17 protein-coding genes and 1 pseudogene are annotated in these 19966 nt (G+C 39.5%); 11 read left to right on the forward strand and 7 right to left on the reverse strand.

Annotated features, from left to right (window positions below):
- Positions 1–77 precede the first annotated feature (77 nt).
- The gene (locus AC0L6R_RS01825) at positions 78–689 is read left to right on the forward strand and encodes a superoxide dismutase (RefSeq protein WP_473269689.1); all 612 of its coding nucleotides are present in this window, start codon (positions 78–80) and stop codon (positions 687–689) included.
- Between the two features lie 203 nt (positions 690–892).
- Positions 893–3286, forward strand: coding sequence for an outer membrane beta-barrel protein (locus tag AC0L6R_RS01830; protein WP_473269690.1), 2394 nt, complete (start codon positions 893–895; stop codon positions 3284–3286).
- Positions 3287–3373: 87 nt separating this feature from the next.
- Here AC0L6R_RS01830 and AC0L6R_RS01835 read toward each other — a convergent pair whose 3' ends face one another.
- Positions 3374–4537 (reverse strand): hypothetical protein, encoded by a 1164-nt coding sequence (locus AC0L6R_RS01835; protein ID WP_473269692.1) that lies wholly within the window; start codon positions 4535–4537, stop codon positions 3374–3376.
- 110 nt (positions 4538–4647) lie between these two features.
- Positions 4648–5112 (reverse strand): MaoC family dehydratase, encoded by a 465-nt coding sequence (locus AC0L6R_RS01840; protein ID WP_283411880.1) that lies wholly within the window; start codon positions 5110–5112, stop codon positions 4648–4650.
- A gap of 189 nt (positions 5113–5301) precedes the next feature.
- Here AC0L6R_RS01840 and AC0L6R_RS01845 point away from each other — a divergent pair, with 189 nt between their 5' ends.
- From AC0L6R_RS01845 to mtgA, 6 genes are read left to right on the forward strand one after another with little or no spacing between them, the layout of a single operon-like run.
- Positions 5302–6984 carry a DUF3857 domain-containing protein gene (locus AC0L6R_RS01845; RefSeq protein WP_473269693.1) on the forward strand — a complete coding sequence of 561 codons (1683 nt, stop codon included), beginning with the start codon at positions 5302–5304 and terminating at the stop codon, positions 6982–6984.
- Positions 6985–7037: 53 nt separating this feature from the next.
- Positions 7038–7163 carry a hypothetical protein gene (locus AC0L6R_RS01850; RefSeq protein ID WP_473269695.1) on the forward strand — a complete coding sequence of 42 codons (126 nt, stop codon included), beginning with the start codon at positions 7038–7040 and terminating at the stop codon, positions 7161–7163.
- Entirely contained in the window at positions 7156–9090 is a 1935-nt protein-coding gene (locus tag AC0L6R_RS01855) for a DUF3857 domain-containing protein (RefSeq protein ID WP_473269696.1), read from the forward strand. The genes AC0L6R_RS01850 and AC0L6R_RS01855 overlap by 8 nt, the downstream gene beginning before the upstream one ends.
- Positions 9091–9142: 52 nt before the next feature.
- On the forward strand, positions 9143–9616 hold the full coding sequence (locus AC0L6R_RS01860) for a class I SAM-dependent methyltransferase (RefSeq protein ID WP_473269698.1): 474 nt from the start codon (positions 9143–9145) through the stop codon (positions 9614–9616).
- Positions 9617–9641: 25 nt separating this feature from the next.
- A complete protein-coding gene (locus tag AC0L6R_RS01865; protein ID WP_473269699.1) occupies positions 9642–9938 on the forward strand; it encodes a hypothetical protein in 297 nt (98 codons plus the stop codon).
- A 37-nt stretch (positions 9939–9975) separates the two neighbouring features.
- On the forward strand, positions 9976–10644 hold the full coding sequence (mtgA, locus tag AC0L6R_RS01870; RefSeq protein WP_473269701.1) for a monofunctional biosynthetic peptidoglycan transglycosylase: 669 nt from the start codon (positions 9976–9978) through the stop codon (positions 10642–10644).
- Positions 10645–11082: 438 nt separating this feature from the next.
- Here the strand turns inward: mtgA and AC0L6R_RS01875 are convergent, their stop codons facing one another.
- The gene (locus tag AC0L6R_RS01875; protein WP_283411875.1) at positions 11083–12810 is read right to left on the reverse strand and encodes a chloride channel protein; all 1728 of its coding nucleotides are present in this window, start codon (positions 12808–12810) and stop codon (positions 11083–11085) included.
- Between the two features lie 120 nt (positions 12811–12930).
- On the reverse strand, positions 12931–13860 hold the full coding sequence (locus AC0L6R_RS01880) for a M28 family peptidase (RefSeq protein WP_473269703.1): 930 nt from the start codon (positions 13858–13860) through the stop codon (positions 12931–12933).
- A 69-nt stretch (positions 13861–13929) separates the two neighbouring features.
- On the opposite strand from AC0L6R_RS01880, the gene AC0L6R_RS01885 reads away from it, so the two are divergent.
- Positions 13930–14916: an NTPase gene (locus AC0L6R_RS01885; protein WP_473269705.1), complete on the forward strand. Its 987-nt coding sequence runs from the start codon at positions 13930–13932 to the stop codon at positions 14914–14916.
- Positions 14917–15117: 201 nt separating this feature from the next.
- On the opposite strand, the pseudogene yjjX reads toward AC0L6R_RS01885, so the two are convergent.
- Together yjjX and AC0L6R_RS01895 are read right to left on the reverse strand one after the other, a co-directional pair.
- Positions 15118–15683: pseudogene (gene yjjX / locus AC0L6R_RS01890) on the reverse strand (inosine/xanthosine triphosphatase).
- 25 nt (positions 15684–15708) lie between these two features.
- Entirely contained in the window at positions 15709–16416 is a 708-nt protein-coding gene (locus AC0L6R_RS01895) for a YebC/PmpR family DNA-binding transcriptional regulator (protein ID WP_283411871.1), read from the reverse strand.
- A 146-nt stretch (positions 16417–16562) separates the two neighbouring features.
- On the opposite strand from AC0L6R_RS01895, the gene AC0L6R_RS01900 reads away from it, so the two are divergent.
- Complete coding sequence (locus AC0L6R_RS01900) at positions 16563–17894, forward strand: NAD(P)/FAD-dependent oxidoreductase (RefSeq protein ID WP_473269707.1); 1332 nt, start codon at positions 16563–16565, stop codon at positions 17892–17894.
- 93 nt (positions 17895–17987) lie between these two features.
- Positions 17988–18416 (forward strand): DUF4890 domain-containing protein, encoded by a 429-nt coding sequence (locus tag AC0L6R_RS01905; protein ID WP_283411869.1) that lies wholly within the window; start codon positions 17988–17990, stop codon positions 18414–18416.
- Positions 18417–18492: 76 nt separating this feature from the next.
- On the opposite strand, the gene AC0L6R_RS01910 is transcribed toward AC0L6R_RS01905, so the two are convergent.
- A complete protein-coding gene (locus AC0L6R_RS01910; protein ID WP_473269709.1) occupies positions 18493–19965 on the reverse strand; it encodes a glutamate synthase subunit beta in 1473 nt (490 codons plus the stop codon).
- Position 19966 lies beyond the last annotated feature (1 nt).

The following is a 19966-nucleotide window of genomic DNA, read 5'->3' on the forward strand; positions in this document are numbered from 1 at the left end:
TTTCGTTTTCACTTGGTTGCTAAGGCAGATTATTTGTAAGATTTTTAATCAATCTTTTAACCTTAAAATAAAACAAAATGGCTTTCGAACTTCCAGCTTTACCTTATGCCACTACGGCTTTGGAACCACACATTGATGCAAAAACTATGGAAATCCACCATGGTAAGCACCACAATGGATATGTAACTAATCTTAACAATGCAATCGCAGGAACTGACTTGGAAAACAAGTCGCTAGAAGAATTGCTTCAACTTGCAGGCTTAAACACTGCCGTAAGAAATAACGGTGGTGGTCATTATAATCACAGCCTTTTCTGGAAAATCATGTCTCCAACTGGAGGCGGAGCACCAACTGGTGATTTGGCTAATGCGATCAATGCAAAGTTTGCCAACTTCGATTCTTTCAAAGAAGCTTTCAATAAAGCAGCAGCGACTAGATTTGGGTCTGGCTGGGCTTGGTTGATTTTAACTGCAGCTGGTACTTTGGAGATTGTATCTACTGCAAATCAGGACAATCCTCTTATGGATGTAGCTGAAATCAAAGGAACTCCTATCATCGGTCTTGATGTGTGGGAGCATGCTTACTACCTGAATTATCAAAACCTTCGTCCTAGCTACATTGCCGCTTTCTGGAATGTGATCAACTGGGATCAGGCAAATGCGAACTACGCTGAAGCGTTGAAGAAATAAGCTTTTAAAGCTAAAATTGGAATCCCCGGACATTACGTTCGGGGATTTTTTATGTCCAAAGCTGAAATAACACTGTACGTTTTCGATACACTCTTATTTTGCTAAGAAATAAAAAATGTCGAATAGGGCTATTTTAGGCGGTTTTTAAGCCTTGGCATTTCTTTTTCAATAGGTGGTACAATAACACACAAAGTACTATTGAGATGAAAACTACCAACTTACTTTTTCTTTCGCTTTTCACCTATCTACTAGGGATTAGCAACCTTGCTGCTGCAGACAAAGATGTCAGCGTAATTACCGGAAAAGTTACTGATCAAAACGAACTGTCCGTTCCCTATGCTAATGTGGCATTGATCGACGCTACTAGTGGTAATCTTGTAGATGGTGCGGTATCCGATGAAAATGGGCAATTTCTAATTGAATCTACCAAGACTGCTAAGGTGAAATTGGTGGTTTCTTCTATTGGCTTTACTGCTTTTGAATCAGAAGTGTTTCAACTTGAACCTGGATCGAAGAAGAACTTTGGGCCAGTCACTATCCAGGATGAAATGACAGGTCTGGATGAGGTAACTGTAAGATCCACCCGTCCGGAAATCATCATTGAGCCTGATAAAACCACTATTAATGTGGAGGGAACCGTAATGGCTGAGGGATCAAATGCGCTGGATGTGATCGGAAGATCTCCTGAAATCTACGTGGATCAGGATGGGATCATCAATCTGAATGGACGTACAGGTGCTACAGTGATGATCAATGATCGGTTGACCTATATGAGTGCCACAGACTTGGCGAATTTTCTTCGATCTATGCCTGCTGAAAATATTAAAAGCATAGAAGTGATCAATAATCCTTCGGCGCGATTTGATGCGGAGGGATCTGCTGGTGTGATCAACATCAAATTGAAAAAGAATACAGTGGATGGAATGTTTGGAAATATACAGGCAGGAGCTTTATATAACGGGCAGTGGCTACCTAATACCGGCGTTGCACTGAATGTGAAAAAAGGCAAGTGGAGTACAAATGCTAACTTGAATTACAACCACTACGGCAATTTCAATGATCTTGAGATTTACAGAAATTTCACCTTGCCAGAAGGCATTTCTAATTTCAGTCAAGAGTCCAGAATTGTGACCAGAAACAAAAATCTCTTTTTTACCGGAGCGGCGAATTATGAGATCAATGAAAATCAGAATATCGCCATAAATGTACAGGCTTCGGATTCCCATGATAGAAATGACAATAACTCACTGACAGATATCATTACTCCTGGCATGGATGAAATTAGTTATCTAGAATCGATTAATGATGCTACAGGAACAGGAAGTAGATATTTTGCTAATCTTCATTACGATGCAAAACTTGACACCTTGGGCACTAAAATTAGTTCCGATGTGGATTTTACCCGTATGAATTCTGATAGTAAATCTTTGCTTACCAATCAACAATGGGTTGGCGCAAATATGACAGATGCGATGAATAGTAATATACTGACTCTGAATGAGATGTATTACAATATCTTAACAGCGAAGGTGGATTTTGTAAAACCAGTAGGAAAAGGAAATACAATCGAGACGGGAGTAAAAGGTAGCTGGGTAAAGTCTGATAATAACCTAGATCTAAGTAAAGCATTGGAGGATGGTCCTTTTATTCCTGACCCAAGCAGCAATAGGTTTATCTACAATGAAAATGTCCTAGCTGCATATGTTTCCTACAAAGGGAAATTCTCAGAAAAACTTTCCTATCAGGCAGGTCTAAGAGGTGAGCATTCGAATATCACCGGTAACTCAGTGACACTGGACCAAGTAAATAAACAGAAGTATTTCAACTTATTTCCAAGTGCTTTCTTGCAGCATAAAATCAGCGACAACTACCAGATCATCTACAATGTCAATCGCAGAATCACCAGGCCTAATTATCGATTATTGAATCCTTTTGTATACTATATCGATCCTTTGACAAGTGAAACGGGTAACCCGAATCTCAAGCCCCAGTACTCCAATAATATTGAGATGAATCATGTGGTGAAGGGTATGTACCAATTCACACTTGGGTACAGCGAAACGGAAGATGCGTTTATGCAGGTGTTTGTACAGAATGATGAAGACCGGACTACGACTACCTATACTGACAACTTTGATAAAACAAGAAACGCAAACTTCAGAGCGATTATCCCTGTAGATATCAAAGAATGGTGGTCTACTTCTAATATGGTGCAGGTGAATTACAATCGCTTTCGGTCACAGATTGGTGATGATTACCTAGACAATTCACAGACATCATTCATGGTCCGTTCGCAGCACAATTTCGTTTTGCCACTAGGCTTTAAAGTGGAAGTGATGGGAATGTATTTGGGGCCGCAGATTTGGGGACAGGGAGAGATAGCCGGATTTGGATGGGTAGATGCAGGCGTTACCAAGTCTATCATGAAGGATAAAATAACCCTTTCGGTAAATGGAACTGACCTTTTTCGCACACAAGTAATAAAAGCAAATGTTGACTTCGCTGATATCGACACGCGTTTCCGTCAGTATCGAAGCAACCAGGGAGTTCGATTTACATTGAAATATAACTTCTCAAAAGGGAAAGCTTCCGTGTGAAAAGTAACTCAGGAAGCTCCGAAGAGCGAAATAGATTAGACTAAGGTTATCTGAAATAGAAAAGCCGGACCATTGGTCCGGCTTTTCTTAGTTTATCTCTACTTTATAGAGAGTAAAAAAATCTTCTTCGACATCTGTGTTTGGCTTACCCATAAACCATAGTGCACCTTCACGACTAACGAACAAATCGCTTAGGTTTTCGGGTACTTCAGCATCAGTGAGCATGGTGCCATCAAGATCAAGGATCTGATAGCGCATTTTGTAGGTGTCCTTCATACGGCTATAAAAGTCTTCCCATTCAGATTGAGACATGTTTTCGCGAGAGCGGGTAGCATCTTCTTCGCTATACCCGGTTTCATATATGATAAACAGCTTGCCTCCCACCTTCACTAATTTTTGAATGATACCAAATGATGGATCATAACTTATTGCTCTTGGATCTGCTTTCTTTGGATCCTCTCCTGCGTTTAGTTTGTAATCCGTGAGGTTAAGAGGGATTCGCCCAAGCTTACTATATGGAGAATCGAGCTCGTAAATATTCAAAAACGGGTCTGTTCCACTGATGATGTATAAGCGGTCATTTATCACTTCAAACGTGGGTGAAAGCGTCGTCGGCTCATGGGACATATTGTTTTGAAAAATACTAGCAGAATCCAGGGGTAGAAATTGCTCAAAGGACCCTGTTTTAGGATCAGCCCAGACAAGCTGTAAAAAAGTGTCGTAAAATTCTGGCTGGGTCTTGTTGTATTCTCCACGCCCAATCGTTCCGCTTAGAAGAATTTTATCCTTTACAAATTGAATTTCCCGCTTAGCATCTGCTCTACCACTGAAGGATTTTGCCTCATCTCTTGGGATTTTTTTACTTGTCACTAGATTTCCCGCAAGATCGTACTCGTAGATGCCAAACATCGATACAATCTGGATGTTTTGTGATGCATTGAATCTTCCGGCAGCCATTGGATAAAAACCAAACCCATCCGGTGCATCTCGGTCTTTGCTGAACTCACCTAGAACTTTTCCATCAAAGTCTGTACTGACAAACTTCATATTCTGCGGATCAAAGAATAAAATTTTCTTAAACTCAGGATTGACATCCATCAGATTGAGCTTACCAATATAGTCGACGCGGATGGAGTCCTTGATCTCTAAGTCGAGATCTAATTTTTCTGAGTTGTCGGAAGTATTAGCTGTTTCGCAGGCAAAAAAGATAAACGGAACAAGAAGGATGAGAAGACCGGGAGAAAGTTTCATATAATTGGAGGTTAGCTCCAACTAATATATTTGCTCATCAGCTAATTACCTAATCGATTTGTTGATTTTGGCAGGTAACTTACTATAGATTAAGGAGATTCTGTATTGACTTACTGAAAATGATATAGAAATATCAACACGCCTGTAAAAGCTGGCTTTTTTTGGTCTTTGATTTCTAGTTTTACTTCTACTTCAGCCTTTACTGTTCCTCGCAGGTTAGCTACATTTTTTAAAGTGGCTACCAGACGAACTTCACTATTTACCAAAACGGGATTCGCAAATCGCAGGGATTCAATTCCATAGTTGATCATCATTTTCAGATTTCTTACATCTACGATTTGTTCCCAAAGATGCGGGACAATACTTAGTGTGAGGTAACCATGGGCGATTGTATTCCCAAATGCTCCTTCAGCTTTAGCTCTTGTAGGATCGGTGTGAATCCATTGGTGATCATGCGTGGCCTTTGCAAATATATTTATCTGTTCCTGAGTGATTTGGAAGTATTCAGACATACCTAATTTTTGTCCATTGTACTTTTCAAACTCTTCAAAACTACCTATGATCACTGGTTGCATGGAATATTTTTTTTTGTAATAAACCAAATTAGGGAAGTTTTAGTGGGATTTACAAACTCATGTACTTAGTACCAGAGTGATTTATCCTGTTTGCGCAACGTTCATTTTATCCTAATAATTTATTTTAATATGGGCTTAGTTTTAATGGTAATTAAATCTATTTTGCACAAATTTAACTATGACTTTCGCATGCTAATACTTGTAGCAGCCTATTTATTCTTAGGTCTTCAAGCCCCTGTTGATACAATTCCAACCAAAGAGGATCCCACCATCTATTCTTTACTAACAGAGGATCAGCGAATAGAAATTTCAGAATCCTATGAAGTTACCTACAAAATAGAGCGCAAGTTTACCATCTTTTCGCCTGATGGATTAGGCCATGCTTTTACCTCCGTTTTTTACAATAAGTTGAATGACATTGAAAATGTTGAGATAGAAATTACCGATCCGCTGAGTGGTAAAACTATAGAGAAGGCGAAGACAAAGGACATGACTGATGCAGCTATCTATTCTACCAGCAGCATTTTTGATGATAATCGGCATAAGTATTTTGAGGTAAAAAGCAGTAAGTTCCCAATACAGGTTACTATTAATATAGAGACTAAATCTTCCACTAATTTTCATTTGAGAGATTGGATACCTGTACATCGCTATAATCAGAAGGTGTTGAAATCCACGCTAACTGTGGTCTATCCAGAGCAAATTGGCTTAAGGTATAAAGCGGTGAATTTGCTAGGCGAGAGAACCGAAAAGGCCATTGACAATAAAATTGAAATTACCTGGGTAGAAAAAGATCTTCCAGTTCAAACTCCTGATTTGAAGAAGGAAGATGATCACAAGCTATTGTTAGCACCTATTGGTTTTGGGATGGGGGATTATGTAGGCAAAATGGAAGATTGGTCTGGGCTTGCAGCATGGCAGTTTAAGCTAAATGAAGAGCGAAAAGCTCTTCCGGAGGATTTTCAAGCCAAGCTTTTAAGTATGGTGTCAACTGCTTCGAGTGAGTACGAGAAAATTCAGATTCTCTATGACTACCTGCAAAAAAACTACCGCTACGTCAGTATCCAATTAGGAATTGGTGGGTGGCAAACTATGCTAGCTTCAGATGTAGTGAAATATGCATATGGAGACTGTAAAGGATTGACAAATCTGATGCAAGCAATGTTGAAGGCTGTCGGGATCAGCTCCAACTATACCTTGGTACAAGCTGGTAAGGATGCGGATGATATCGAGATAGATCTTCCCTCCAATCAATTTAACCATGTGATCCTGCAGGTGCCAATGAAAGAAGGACAGAGTCCAGTTTGGTTGGAATGTACTTCTAACTCTCTTCCCGCTGGGTTTCTAGGAGACTTTACCAAGAATAGACACGTTTTGGTCATTGATGGAGAAGGAGGTTATTTGACTAAAACACCTTCCTATAATTCACTCGACTGGAATACTATCCACAGCAAAAATGAGGTGAAAATTGATAATAATGGAGACGCTTCCATTGGAACGAGGCTTAAAGTTGATGGCAATTTTGCGGAAGACATGCTTATGGTAAAACAACATCTCGATACCCGAGAACAGCGCGATTATTTCAACCGAAATTCACCTGTTGCAGGATTAATTATTCAGCAATATGAGCTGTCTGTTGATCATAAAGATTCCCTTTTGCTGGCAGAGGTAAGCTATAATGGATTTATTCAAAAGTTTGTCCAGAATACAGCTAAACGAATGATTTTAAAACCATTTCTGGGGAAAGTAACCGAAGAGATGCTGGTCAATAATTCACTTAGTCAAATTGATGAGTATGAAATTGAGCTTCCTGAGGTGATGGAAGCAGAAAATCTTCCAGTGGTAATTTATCGATTGAGGAAGAAGGAATAGCGGTGACATTATCTGCGTCGCTAGATGGTAAATACTTACATGTAAAAAGAGAAATGAAACTCTCAATCGGTGAAGAAATGACTGATGAATCTAAATCAGAACTTATTAAACGAATTAATACGCTAGGCGCTTCTAACTTCTATTTTATCAAAAACACAGCCGCAAGTAGAAATGAATAAAACCTTATTAACCCTTATTTTGATCCTAATTTCGAGGATTACATTTTCTCAAATAGCTAAACTGGGAGAGTTTAGCGACAGTGAGATTTCTTTGACTGAGGTAGCATTTGAGCCAGATGCATCAGCTGTGATATTAGTGTCGTATGGGAATTCTAAATTCTTACCTGGGCTACTCGAAACCACTTATTTTATCCGCATGAAAGTGCTTTCCGAAGCAGGTAAGGCAAATGCCGATATCCGTATTCGCTATTATGCCGGGGACCAAAGAATGGAGGACATTTCAGGGGTGAAGGCCCAAACAACAAATTTTGCAAATGGCAATGCAGAAACAGTAAAGGTTTCTAAGGATGGTATTTTTGAAGTAGATCTGGATGGTGGATATAAGGAACTGAGGATTTCTTTTCCGAATGTACAGGTGGGGTCTATCATCGAGTATCAATACAAAAAAGTGGATAAAAATCTCACATTTATTGACGGGTGGACATTTCAAAATACACTTCCTACTCTATACAGTCAATATGGAATTAAAATGAACCCTAACCTGAAATATAGGACCATGGGACAAGGTCAAAATTTCGCTAGTAGTGTAGAGAAAACCCACGAATTTGATAATTACACTTGGACTCTAAAGGACTTACATGCCCTGAAAGAAGAGCCATTTATGAAGAATTATAGAGACTATGTGGACCGAATAGAATTTCAATTGGCTCAATATAGAACCTCTGGAGATATGGGTATACAATGGAAGGATGTGCTCAATACTTGGGAGGTGCTGGGTGACGAAGTAATTTCTCACTATACGCAGAAGGGATTTTATAGAAATAATCCCATAACAAAAGAATTCCTTGACGTTGATTTGAAGGGTGCTACACAGCTGGAAACAGCCCAGAAGGCCTATTATTATTTGAGAAATAACTTTAGAGTAGAAGGTGAAGACTGGATTTATCCTCAACAAAATCTCAATCAATTGCTAAAGTCCAAGGTAGGTACCCCTGGAGAGCTTATGCTCGCACTAATGGGAGTTCTCAAGTCAGAAGGAATTCCTTGTGAGCCAGTTCTTATTGGCAGTAAAGGCTATGGAAGAAGCGACTTGGTGCCGTTCCCATTTCTTAATCAGTTTGATGAAATATTGTTGTTAGCAGTACTTGATGGGAAGCCTCAATATCTTGATTTATCGCAGCCTGACGCACCTTTTGGATACGTTGACTTAGATAAACATGTGAAGGGAGGCCTGTATTTACAGGAAGATCAAAGTAAGCTCATCCCTATAGATATCCAGCATAATTCTAATTCTCAATATTTTGGTCGGGTTGAGATGAATGAGGAAGGACAACTAATAATGACCAATTCTCACCGAAATTATAGATATAGAGGTCTTAGTTTGGCTCAAGAAATAAGTGGAATCGAAAAAAGAAAGGAGTCTTTAGAGGATTTATTTGATAAGGAGGATGGAGTAGTTTTTGAAAATTTTGAGGTCAATAATTTGCTTGAGGAAAAGGACTTTCTCGTTATGAGTTTTGACACAAAGTTTACCGATTTTGGAGCGAATGAGATGATTTTATTTAACCCACTTAAATTTTCTTCTTTCTCTGAGAATCCTTTTACTCAAGAGTACAGGATGTTTCCTGTCGATTTTGGTTATGCTTTTACAGAAACGTACAATACTGTCGTTAATATTCCAGAAGGATATGAATTAGATGATTACCCTTTGGAAGCTGGATATACTATTAATGGAGAGTATGTACTTTTTATTTACTCCCCTTTTGTGGTTAATAATGGTCTGACAATTTCAGCGAAGTTCGTAGTGAATAACCCACTTATTCCTGCAAGTGAATATGAAAACCTTAAGTATTTTATGGAAAGTGTTGCTTCAAAACTTTCAGAACCTGTGATTCTGAAAAAGAAGTCATCTCCTTCACCAAACTGACGTGCAGTATTTGTTCTTTTATTGATAATTTTGAGAGCAAATATCCAAGGACATGACTGCATATTTACATGGATACATTCCTAAGGAGCAACAGCGGCTGATGGACCAAGCCGGTGTGCTTGGTTCTTTAATTTACCCTAGGGTTGATTTTTCTGGCTGCAAAAAACTTCTTGAAGTAGGTTCTGGAGTAGGGGCGCAAACTGAAGTTTTGTTAAGGCTATTTCCTGACCTTGAGATTACCTGCGTAGATTACTCCCAAAGTCAAATTGATAGAGCCAGACAGAATTTAGCGTTTGCTGGGGATAGAGTTAAATTTGTCTGTCAAGACGCCCGAAAACTACAGGTTGAAGAGAACTATGATTCAGTATTCATTTGCTGGGCATTAGAGCATATTCCTGATGCAGCTCAAGTTTTGGTAGCCATCAAGCCCTATCTTCTTCCTGAGACTAAGCTCTGGTTCACAGAGGTTTTTAATTCTAGTTTCTATTTTCATCCTGCACTTCCAGGGTCTGACAAAATACTATAAAAACTACAATGATCTGCAGGTATCTTTGGGTGGTAATCCAGATATTGGGGCTAATCTTGGTAATCTGTTGAGGAATGCTGGCTACAGAGAAATTGGGCTATTTCATGGAGGGTTTCACTTAGATCAGCGAAACCCTGAGGAGCTTAAAGAAATTACTCAATATTGGAAGGAGTTAATGAAAAGTGCTGCTTCTGGAATGATCGAAGCAGAATTGGTTACAGAAGAAGATGTTTTGGCAATGGAGCATGATCTTGATTCTATTGCCTTGGATGATAATGCAGTGTTTTTCTACCATTTTATACAGGTGAGTGCTACCGTTTAAAACGAAAATATGAAAGTTCTTAAAGTGGCTATGGCGATTGGTTTGGAAAACGCTTATGTGGTTTTTCATTTTATCCGTGGGGTTGACTGTTCTCTATCGTTTCGTTCCTGTGCCACTCACACCATTAATGGTTATTAGAGTTTTTGAACAGGCATTTGATTCTGAAAAAGAGGTTCGTCTTCGGAAAGACTGGGTTCCATTTAGTGAAATATCCAAGAACGCACCCCAAGCTGTGTATGCATCAGAAGATCAAAAATTTCTTGACCATAATGGGTTTGATATTGAAGCGATGGAAAAGGCATGGGAAAACAACAAGAAAGGAAAGCGTGTAAAGGGAGCGAGTACCATTACCCAGCAGACAGTTAAAAATGTCTTTCTATGGCAATCGCGTAATTATTTAAGGAAAGGACTTGAAGCATATTTTACCGTGTTGGTAGAGCTAATTTGGCCTAAAGAGCGCATCATGGAAGTTTACCTGAATGTGATAGAGATGGGCGAGGGAATCTACGGTATTGAAGCTGCTTCTCAGGAGTTTTTCGATAAACCAGCAGCCAAACTAACCCGAAATCAGGCAGCCTTGATAGCTGCAGTTCTTCCTAATCCAAGAAGATGGTCGCCAGCCAGACCAACCCCATATATCTTAGGGAGGCAAGTCTGGATTCTAAGGCAGATGAACAATCTTCCTCCAATTGGTATGGGAATATAAACGTTGGATTTGTACTATTAAAATAGGATTATTTGATGTAAAAGTTTGAGGGATTTCAATTTCTTGTTTTTGTACTCCTGTTTTTCTCAATTATTTAAAAGGAATTGAAGCCCTACAAAATTATCTTTTAGCATTGATCGAAAATAGGTGTTTTTCAGGTTAAATTTTGGAGTTCAAACTTGTACCTATTTAATCATGCGATCCTTGTTTTTGGGCTCTATTTGAGGTTTAAAAAAAGCAAGTATTTTTTATCCACATTTTCGATAATTTATCCACACTTGTAAATATTCTATAGCTAACCGCCTGTAAAACAGCTAAATATATAGAGTTTTTTAAAGGTAATTTTGTGGATAAAGCAGCCTAACTTGAAAAAATCAGTTAAAACACAGAGGTAAAAAAGTGGATAATCCACTCTTCCAAATATTATTCTTAATTACGTTAATCTTGCTTTTGCTTGATGAGCCGTTTTCGGTATGCATTGAAGATTCTTGACTTGGAAACAAAGCCCAAATACTTGCCATCTTCGATTACAGGGAGGTTCCATGCACCAGACAATTCAAATTTTTCCATAGCTTTTTGCATATTCTCAGTAGCCAATAGGATTTCAGGGGGACTATGCATTAGCTCTTTAATCGTCAAGTTCTCTTGCTTCTCTCGATCAAACATGATGTCCCGAATATCATCTAAGGTGACTATACCTCTTAGAGCTTTAAACTCATCTACTACAGGAAAAATATTGCGCTTGGATATTTTCACTAAGTTGATCAAATCTTTCAATTTCGAATCAGGGTGTATTGGAAGCAAGTCTCGCTCAATTACATGGGAAATGGTTATGAGTTCCAAAAGTTCTTGATCTTTTGACTCAGGTAAGTTTCTGCCCTTTTCTTTCAGTTGAATCATGTAGATGCTGTCTTTCTGATAGGCAGTCTTAGTTACATAAGAAATCGCCGAAACAAACATCAATGGGACAAAAAGCTCATAACCTCCTGTTAATTCAGCTATTAAAAATATCGCAGAAAGAGGTGCGTGCTGAGCTCCTGCCATCACTCCACACATAGCAACTAAAGTAAAGTGAGCGAGAGGAAGAGGAATTGTAAAATCAAAAAGATTACTTGTGTAGGCAAAAAGAAAACCTAAAATTCCACCTACATATAAGGAAGGAGCAAATATTCCTCCGCTTCCACCTGCCCCAAGAGTGACTGCAGATGCTATTGGCTTTACTAAGATGATAAAGGCTAAGAAAATAATGATGATATAGGGGTTCTCAATAATCGAGAAAAAAGGACTTCTTTCAAGTAATTGGCTTGAGTTTCCATCGATTAGCGTGTTAAGTGTTTCGTACCCTTCTCCATAGATAGGAGGCAGGAAAAAAACCATGATTCCCAAGATTGCCCCGCCGTAAAGTATCCTCAAAGCTTGGCTATCAAAACTCTCCATCAAAGATTCTGTTTTTCTTACAGCCTGGCTAAAATAGAGAGATACTATACCGCAGGTTATTCCCAGCAGCAAATAATAAGGCATGTGGGAAGCCTGGAAGTTTTCAGTCAATTTGAAGTTGAAAACGGAGTCTTTGCCGATAAGAACCATGGATGTCAAAGAGCCGGTAACAGATGCAATCAACAGGGGAATAAAACTAGCAGTGCTAATTTCCATCATGATTACTTCTATCGCGAAAATCACTCCGCCTATCGGAGCGCCAAATATGGAAGAAATGGCAGCGGCTGCACCACAGCCTATCAGGAGTGTCCTCTTTTTTGCATTCAGGTGAACAAGAGATCCAACATTAGATCCGATCGCCGAGCCTGTTACTAACATTGGTGCCTCAAGACCGACAGATCCACCGAATCCAACAGTTATAGCAGAAGTAACTACACGACTGTAGGTTTTTACTCTTGCAATGATGCTTTGCTTTTTGGAGATGTTGAACAGGATATCCGGGATTCCATGCCCCCCCCAATCTTTGAAAATATACTTTCCTAAGATGTAGGCTGTCACAATACCGATAAGTGGATAGATGATATAAAGGAAATTGGCATATTCTTTATAAAACCCTTCCGTTAGAAAATGCTGAATAGCATGTACTCCTTCCTTTAGAATCACTGCGGCAAGACCTGATAATATACCTATGATCCCGCTGAGAAGTAGGATAAAGGTTTGGTTACTCATGTGTCTGAGTCTCCATATCAAAAGCCTGGTGATAAAATCAGTTTTAGCCAAAATATCGCGTTAGTTGCGTGCTTAAAAGTCTAAGGTAAGTAAGAAGTAAACCAATGGAAAGGAGAGGCCTTACTCTTTGGGTAATTCCACATCCAATGCTATTGTACACTTCAAGATAAGGTTGACAGCATTGATATAAAACTGTTCGTCTATATTTTCAAAAGAATCACTTGGTTTATGATAGTCTGGGTGATCTTCTACGCCGAAATAAATATGTGGAATATTCGCATTAAAGAATGGTCCTTGATCTGAGGATTGAGTCCAGTTATCCCTTCCTGTGTTCGGTTCATCGTGGCCAAACATTAACTTGGGAGTAGAACCAATAGACGCTCCTTCTAAGATGGTTTTAAAAGTGGGATAGTAGTAAGTACCCGAAGCATATAACTCTCCCTTTTCATTTCTGGAAATCATATCCATATTGATGTTGAGAAGAATTTGATCTAATTCAAAGGGGAAATCTTTAAGTAATGCTTTTGCACCTTGTAATCCCATCTCTTCGCCGTCCAATGCAGTAAAAATCATGGAGTGCTCAGGTCTATGTTTTTTAAAATACCTGGCTAATTCTATCAATGCGGCAGTTCCTGATGCATTGTCGTCGGCACCGTTGTAAATGGTATCACCATCTGCATTGGGCCTGCCTATTCCCACGTGATCATAGTGTGCAGTAATTACAATCAGTTTTTTTGACTCCTTACCAGCTACAAACCCTAAAATATTAATAGCGTCTTCGTATGTTTTGTTATCTCTCCTACTTTCAAAAGTAAACTTTTGCTGATAATCGGCATATTGCGTCTTCAGTCCAATGCTTTTAAATTGATCAAGAATAAAAGAACGTGCTTCAGCATTTCCTTCACTGCCAGTTTTTCTGCCTTTAAGCTCATCAGAAGATAAATACTTGATATTTTCAATGAGACTTTTTGGAGAAATACTTTGCCCATTCGCTTGAAAAATTAGTAGAAATAAGAAACAACTTATTGCGTTTTTGATTGAGAGTTGCATCAAGGAAAGTATTTTGCGTTATGTATATTGGTAAAATTAATAAGCTTAGTGGATCACACCTCTGAATTCATGAAATATAATATCCTTTTTATTTTTATTCTTTTAGTAAATCACAAGCCGGTTTCGGCTCAAGGGGCTCTACCTCAGACATTTTTTAATGGAAAATCGGTGGTTTTAATCTCAGCCGACCCTTCTGCTAGACCCATCATGACTTGGGAAGAAGTGGCAGATAGCGTGCACAATTCACTGGTAAAGGCAGGTGGAGATCCTGTGGCCTATTTTGAACTAGAGAAAGTAGCGCTATCTGAGGCTGTGCAGACAGACTTTGCCAAGGCGTTTCAGCAGCGGCTTGTTAAGAATATTATTCTAATCACCAGGCAGAAAAATCAGATGAATATTCACGTAGGGTCTTTTACCGGTGACAAAAATATTATTCCAAGTAAATCGCTTTATGGCATAACAGGAGCTGATATAGGCGCGGTTACTGGCCAGTTTGCTAGTATAGGTGAACTTCAGCCGACACAAAATCTTCTTGTTTTAGAAGTGCCTGAGTTTCTAAGTATCAGTAATACGGAAACGACATCTAACCTTAAATTTATTCCCCAAAATCCGCTCAACCTTGATGTGTTTAAGTTAGGGATTACAATTGAAGGCTCATCAGCAGAAACAGGCCTACTTAGTTACTTTAGGTATGATATGTATGGTAAGTCGCCCGAAGTGATCCTGGCTGAGCAGGCAGCTCAAAAAGCCGGAATCGAACAAGTGCTCAAGCAGGAATATCCATATGAAATTGAGTGGCTCACCGAGGCAAAATCTGAAGCAGAATTAATTCAAGAAAAAGTCCAGTTTCTGTTGGTAAAAGTAGAAGGCAGAGAAGCAGATTTGATGAAAAGTATGGGGCTAGAACCAAGAACGGATGAAGCTGCTTCAAGGATAGTTGTAAAATATTACATCAAGCTTCTTGTTCGTGAGGAGCTGTACATAGGCCCTGAATGGGATGCTGATCCTGATTGGAGAGTAGCCTTGAATAACTTTCTAAAGAATTTAAAAAAATAGACCTCTCCAATGAGAGGTCTATAGCTACTTAATGATAGGGGTGATTTAAGCAACTTCTACTAGTATTGATTTATTAGAGATAGTTGGAATATTCCGTCTCTATAGGATAAATCAAAGTTGTAAATTTCAATTATTCAATAATAATCAAATTTTTTTCGATTAAAATGTACTTAGCTAAAAAAATTAGAAAAATCGATTCTCTTAATACAGTTCTTTGTTCATAAAAGGAATCAAAGCCAGTATAATTGCTTGGTTATAATAGGTTTGTCTAGTAAGTACACCATGAGTTAGGATGCCCACAGAACCTCCATTTTGTTTTGAATTTTCTTGAGAAAAACCTGGTCATCAGCTTCCCCCAATTCCATTCCAGATTGAATGAGTTTAGCAATGACTTCTGGGAGGTAAAAAATTCCAGTTTTTGCTTTGCCTTTTAACCCAGTTTTATCTTCGATATATATCCAAGCAAAAGCGTACATGCCTCCTTCATCCTCAGCTATTCCTCCTTCTATACCCACCCAATAGTCTGCTTCAGGGAAGGTTTTTCTTGCATTGATTACTCGATTTCTTGCCCCCAAATAGGTCTCTTCATCACCTTTGGGTTGATCGGAAACTTGCGAGGCAGCATTGATGCCATTTACCACAAATCCCTTAGCAAAAGCTTCAGTAAAAGCGGATTCAGTACAATCTATTTTAACGGGGTTCTTACTTCCTACAATAATTAGTGGCTTTTCTACAGCCTGGAAATTTTCTCTTTTTGGGAAATTCATAAAATAAAAAAACCTAGGCGGGTGCCTAGGCCATGTTTGTGAAAATTTGATTTACGTCATCGTCATCTTCCATCTTTTCTATCATCTTATTGATAATCTCTTCCTGCTCCTCATCTAGTTCTGTGAGGGTAGTCGGGAAGCGTTGAAAGTCCGCGCTGATAACTTCTATATTTCGTTCTTCTAGTGCTTTTTGCATGGTGCCAAAGTCTTCAAATTCTGTGTAAACGAAGATTTCTCCTTCGTTTTCATCAATGTCTACCAGGCCAAAATCAATTAATTCGAACTCTAATTCTTCTAGGTCAAACTCCCCTTTTGCAAAGCGGAAAACAGCCTTTCTGTCAAACATAAAAACCACTGATCCAGACGTTCCTAGTGAGCCACCAGCTTTAGAAAAATAGCTTCTCACATTAGCGACAGTTCTGTTGATGTTGTCTGTGGAGGTTTCTACCACGACAGCGATTCCGAAAGGGCCATAGCCTTCGTAAACCACTTCTTCGTAATCTTTCTCATCCTTATTTGAGGCGCGCTTGATAGCTGCTTCAATTCGGTCTTTGGGCATTTGTGCTCCCTTCGCATTCTGGATGATTGTACGAAGTCTTGGATTAGAAGCAGGATCGGGACCACCCGATTTCACCGCCATCACGATCTCTTTTCCTAGACGCGTAAAAACTTTGGACATTTTGTCCCAACGCTTGAATTTTCTCTCTTTTCTGAATTCAAATGCTCTTCCCATGGTTATAAACTATTAGCGTGGTAAAATTAGCAATTCTTTTCGTTTAGGCTGAAAAATGAATAACTCAGAAGAAAGTTTTGGTAATTTAATCCCAGAAATCTGCCCAAAATAGCTTATAAATCGTAAGCAATTAAAACACTTTTATTATGTCGGATTTTCTTTCCCATCCTCTCCCAAACATTCCCAAATCAGATTTACCGAAAGTAGTTATTGTAGGCGCAGGTTTTGGAGGTTTAAAGCTTGCAATGAAGCTGATGAAAAAGAAGTTTCAGGTGATCCTTTTGGACAAGCACAATTACCATCAGTTTCAGCCCTTATTTTATCAAGTGGCTACAGCAGGCCTGGAGCCCAGCGCTATTTCATTTCCGCTACGCAAAATATTTCATGGGTCAAAAAATGTGACTTTTCGGATGGCGCAGGTGGAGTACTTTGATCCAAAAATTAAGCGGGTCTATACCGACATGGGATACTTGGATTATACTTATCTGGTGATGGCAATGGGGGCGGACACTAATTATTTTGGAAATAAAAATATAGAAGAATCTGCCTCTCCAATGAAAACTGTTTCTGAGGCGCTTTACATCAGGAATAAGATAATTTCCAACTACGAGCGTGCTATCAATATTGAGAGATCTGAGGATCGAAAATCATTGATGAATGTAGTGATCGTCGGTGGCGGACCAACTGGAGTAGAGCTGGCCGGAGCAATGGCCGATTTGAGGAATACTGTGCTTCCAAAGGATTATCCCGAGTTGAATTTCCATAATATGAAGATAGTGCTTATAGAGGCAGGCCCAGATTTACTAGGTTCTATGTCTCCGGAGTCAAAAGCACATGCATTGAAGTATCTGCAGGATCTTGGGGTAGAAGTGATGCTGAAAACCTTGGTGAAAGACTATAATGGAGAGGAAGTAATTCTAGCAGATAGAGAAGCAATTCAGACGCAAACCCTTCTCTGGGCTGCTGGTATCAAACCGAATCGAATTGGGGGAATTGATGAGGAAAGTTATGCCCCGAATGGTAGAATTTTCGTTGATGATTTTTCTGAAGTTAAAGGGTGTCCGGATGTTTTTGCCTTGGGAGATATTAGTTTGATGTCTCAGGCGGAGTATCCAAAGGGTCATCCTCAAGTTGCTCAAGTAGCTATTCAACAAGCTGTTTGCCTTGCAACTAATCTTCAAAGAATCGAAGAGGGCAAAGAGAGGAAAATTTTTACATATAAGGATTTGGGTTCCATGGCTACTGTAGGTAGAAAATTGGCCGTGGTTGACTTACCATTTATCAAGTTTCAGGGCATTCTTGCCTGGTTTACTTGGCTATTTGTTCACCTGATGGCGATCCTTGGGGTGAAAAACAAAGTATTTATCTTCCTCGATTGGTCTTGGAATTATTTGAGCTTCGACCCAAGCCTAAGATTGCTTATCAAACCTAAAGCGGTGCGCCCTAGTGAGCAGAAAGAACTGACTGAAGAGAGATAGATAATTTAGATTTGTTAACAAAAACAATTTTATGTGTGATTAAACTCATCTGTTCTAGGTCTGTCTAAATCGTGTAACTAAACACTAGAACACATGAACAAATGGATTTTCGCTACAGGTATGATGGTTATGATCAGCCTAAGCACAATGGCACAAAAGAGAGGTGGTGAAAGACCAACCGCGGAAGAAAGAGCAAAGCGATCTACTGAGCAAATGGCTGAGTCACTTTCACTTACTGAAGCACAGAAAAAGCAGATCTTAGAAATCAACCTTGAGTATGCTAAAAAGAATGAGGCCGAAATGGCTGAAAGAAAAGCTGAAATGGAGGCACGAAAAGCAGAAATGGAAGCCAAGAGGGAGGAATTGAAAGCCCAGGATGCTAAAATCCAGGCGGTGCTAACTGAAGAGCAAAAAGCAAAATGGACTGAAATCAAGGCGGAAAGAATGGATGATCGTCGTAGAGGCAGACCAAATGCGCAAATCGAAGGTGATCCACGGAAAGGGAGAAGAGGAGGTAATTAATTCTCCTTTTCTCATAATACTAGAAAAGCCATCCTGAACACTCGGGATGGCTTTTTGTCTTTGAAATACAGCTTATTTAATCTAATATTTCCTCTTCCACTTGGAAGAACGATTCGTCTTTCTGTGGAAGGTTAGATTCTCCCATTAGGTATTCATCTACCTTTACAGCAGCTTCTCTACCTTCAGATATCGCCCAAACGACTAGAGATTGACCTCTTCGCATATCTCCAGCTAGGAAAACTTTTGAATTAGTGCTTTGATAATTTTTAGACTTCGGAAGCGTGTTTTCCATAGTTTCTGCCCCAAATGCTGCTAGTAAACCATTCTGCGCCGGTCCAGTGTAGCCGATCGCCAAGAATGCGAGATCACATGGAACGGTACGTTCGGTTCCAGCAATTTCTTCGAAAACCATTCGACCATCCTTATGTACCCATTCTAGATCTACCAAGCTTAAGCCAGTTACTTGACCTTCTTCATTTACAATAAATTCCTTGGTAAGGATCGAGAATACACGCTCAGCACCTTCTTCATGCGAACTTGAAGTACGCAAAGTCATAGGCCATTCTGGCCAAGGATTCAGAGTGTTTCTCTGCTGAGGAGGCTTAGGCAATAGTTCAAGCTGAGTAATTGAAGCAGCTCCATGTCTATTAGATGTGCCTATACAGTCACTGCCAGTATCTCCACCACCTATTACGATGACGTGCTTACCTTTAGCAGAAATTGGGTTTTCTTTAATTTCACCAGATACCACCTTGTTTTGTTGGCCTAAGAATTCCATGGCAAAATGAACACCTTTTGCTTCAGCGCCTTTGATGTTTAATCCTCTGGGCTGTCCTGCTCCAGTGGAAAGTACCACTGCATCAAAGTTTTTAAGAATATTCTCCGCTTTGATATTGAAACCTATTTCAGTATCACATGAGAAAATTACTCCCTCTTGTTTCATGAATTCGATTCGACGATCAATCACCCATTTTTCAAGCTTGAAATCTGGAATGCCAAATCGAAGTAATCCTCCTGGCTTTGAGTCTTTTTCGAAAATCGTTACTTCATGCCCTGCTTGATTTAGTTGGTCTGCTGCTGCAAGTCCTGCAGGCCCAGAGCCTACTACAGCAACTGATTTTCCAGTTCGTGTTTTTGGCGGATTTGCTTTGATCAAGCCTAATTCGTATGCCTTCTCAGCGATGTTTTTTTCGATCAATTCAATCGCAACGGGATCTTTATTGATGCCTAATACACAGCTTGCTTCACACGGAGCTGGACAAATTCTCCCTGTGAATTCAGGGAAATTGTTGGTGCTGCGTAGAATTTTAATCGCTTGCTCCCATTCGTTTTTATAAACCGCATCATTGAAATCCGGTATTACATTACCAAGTGGACAACCATTATGGCAAAACGGTACCCCACAATCCATGCATCGTGCAGCCTGATTATTTAACTTTTCGCCACTAAATGGCTCATATATTTCCTTGTAGTCACCTATTCTAGCTTTCGCGTCACGGGTAACCGGAGTTTCTCTTTTGAATTGTATAAATCCTTCTTTCGCTCCCATT

This window comes from Algoriphagus sp. 10J20-15, assembly GCF_055809615.1.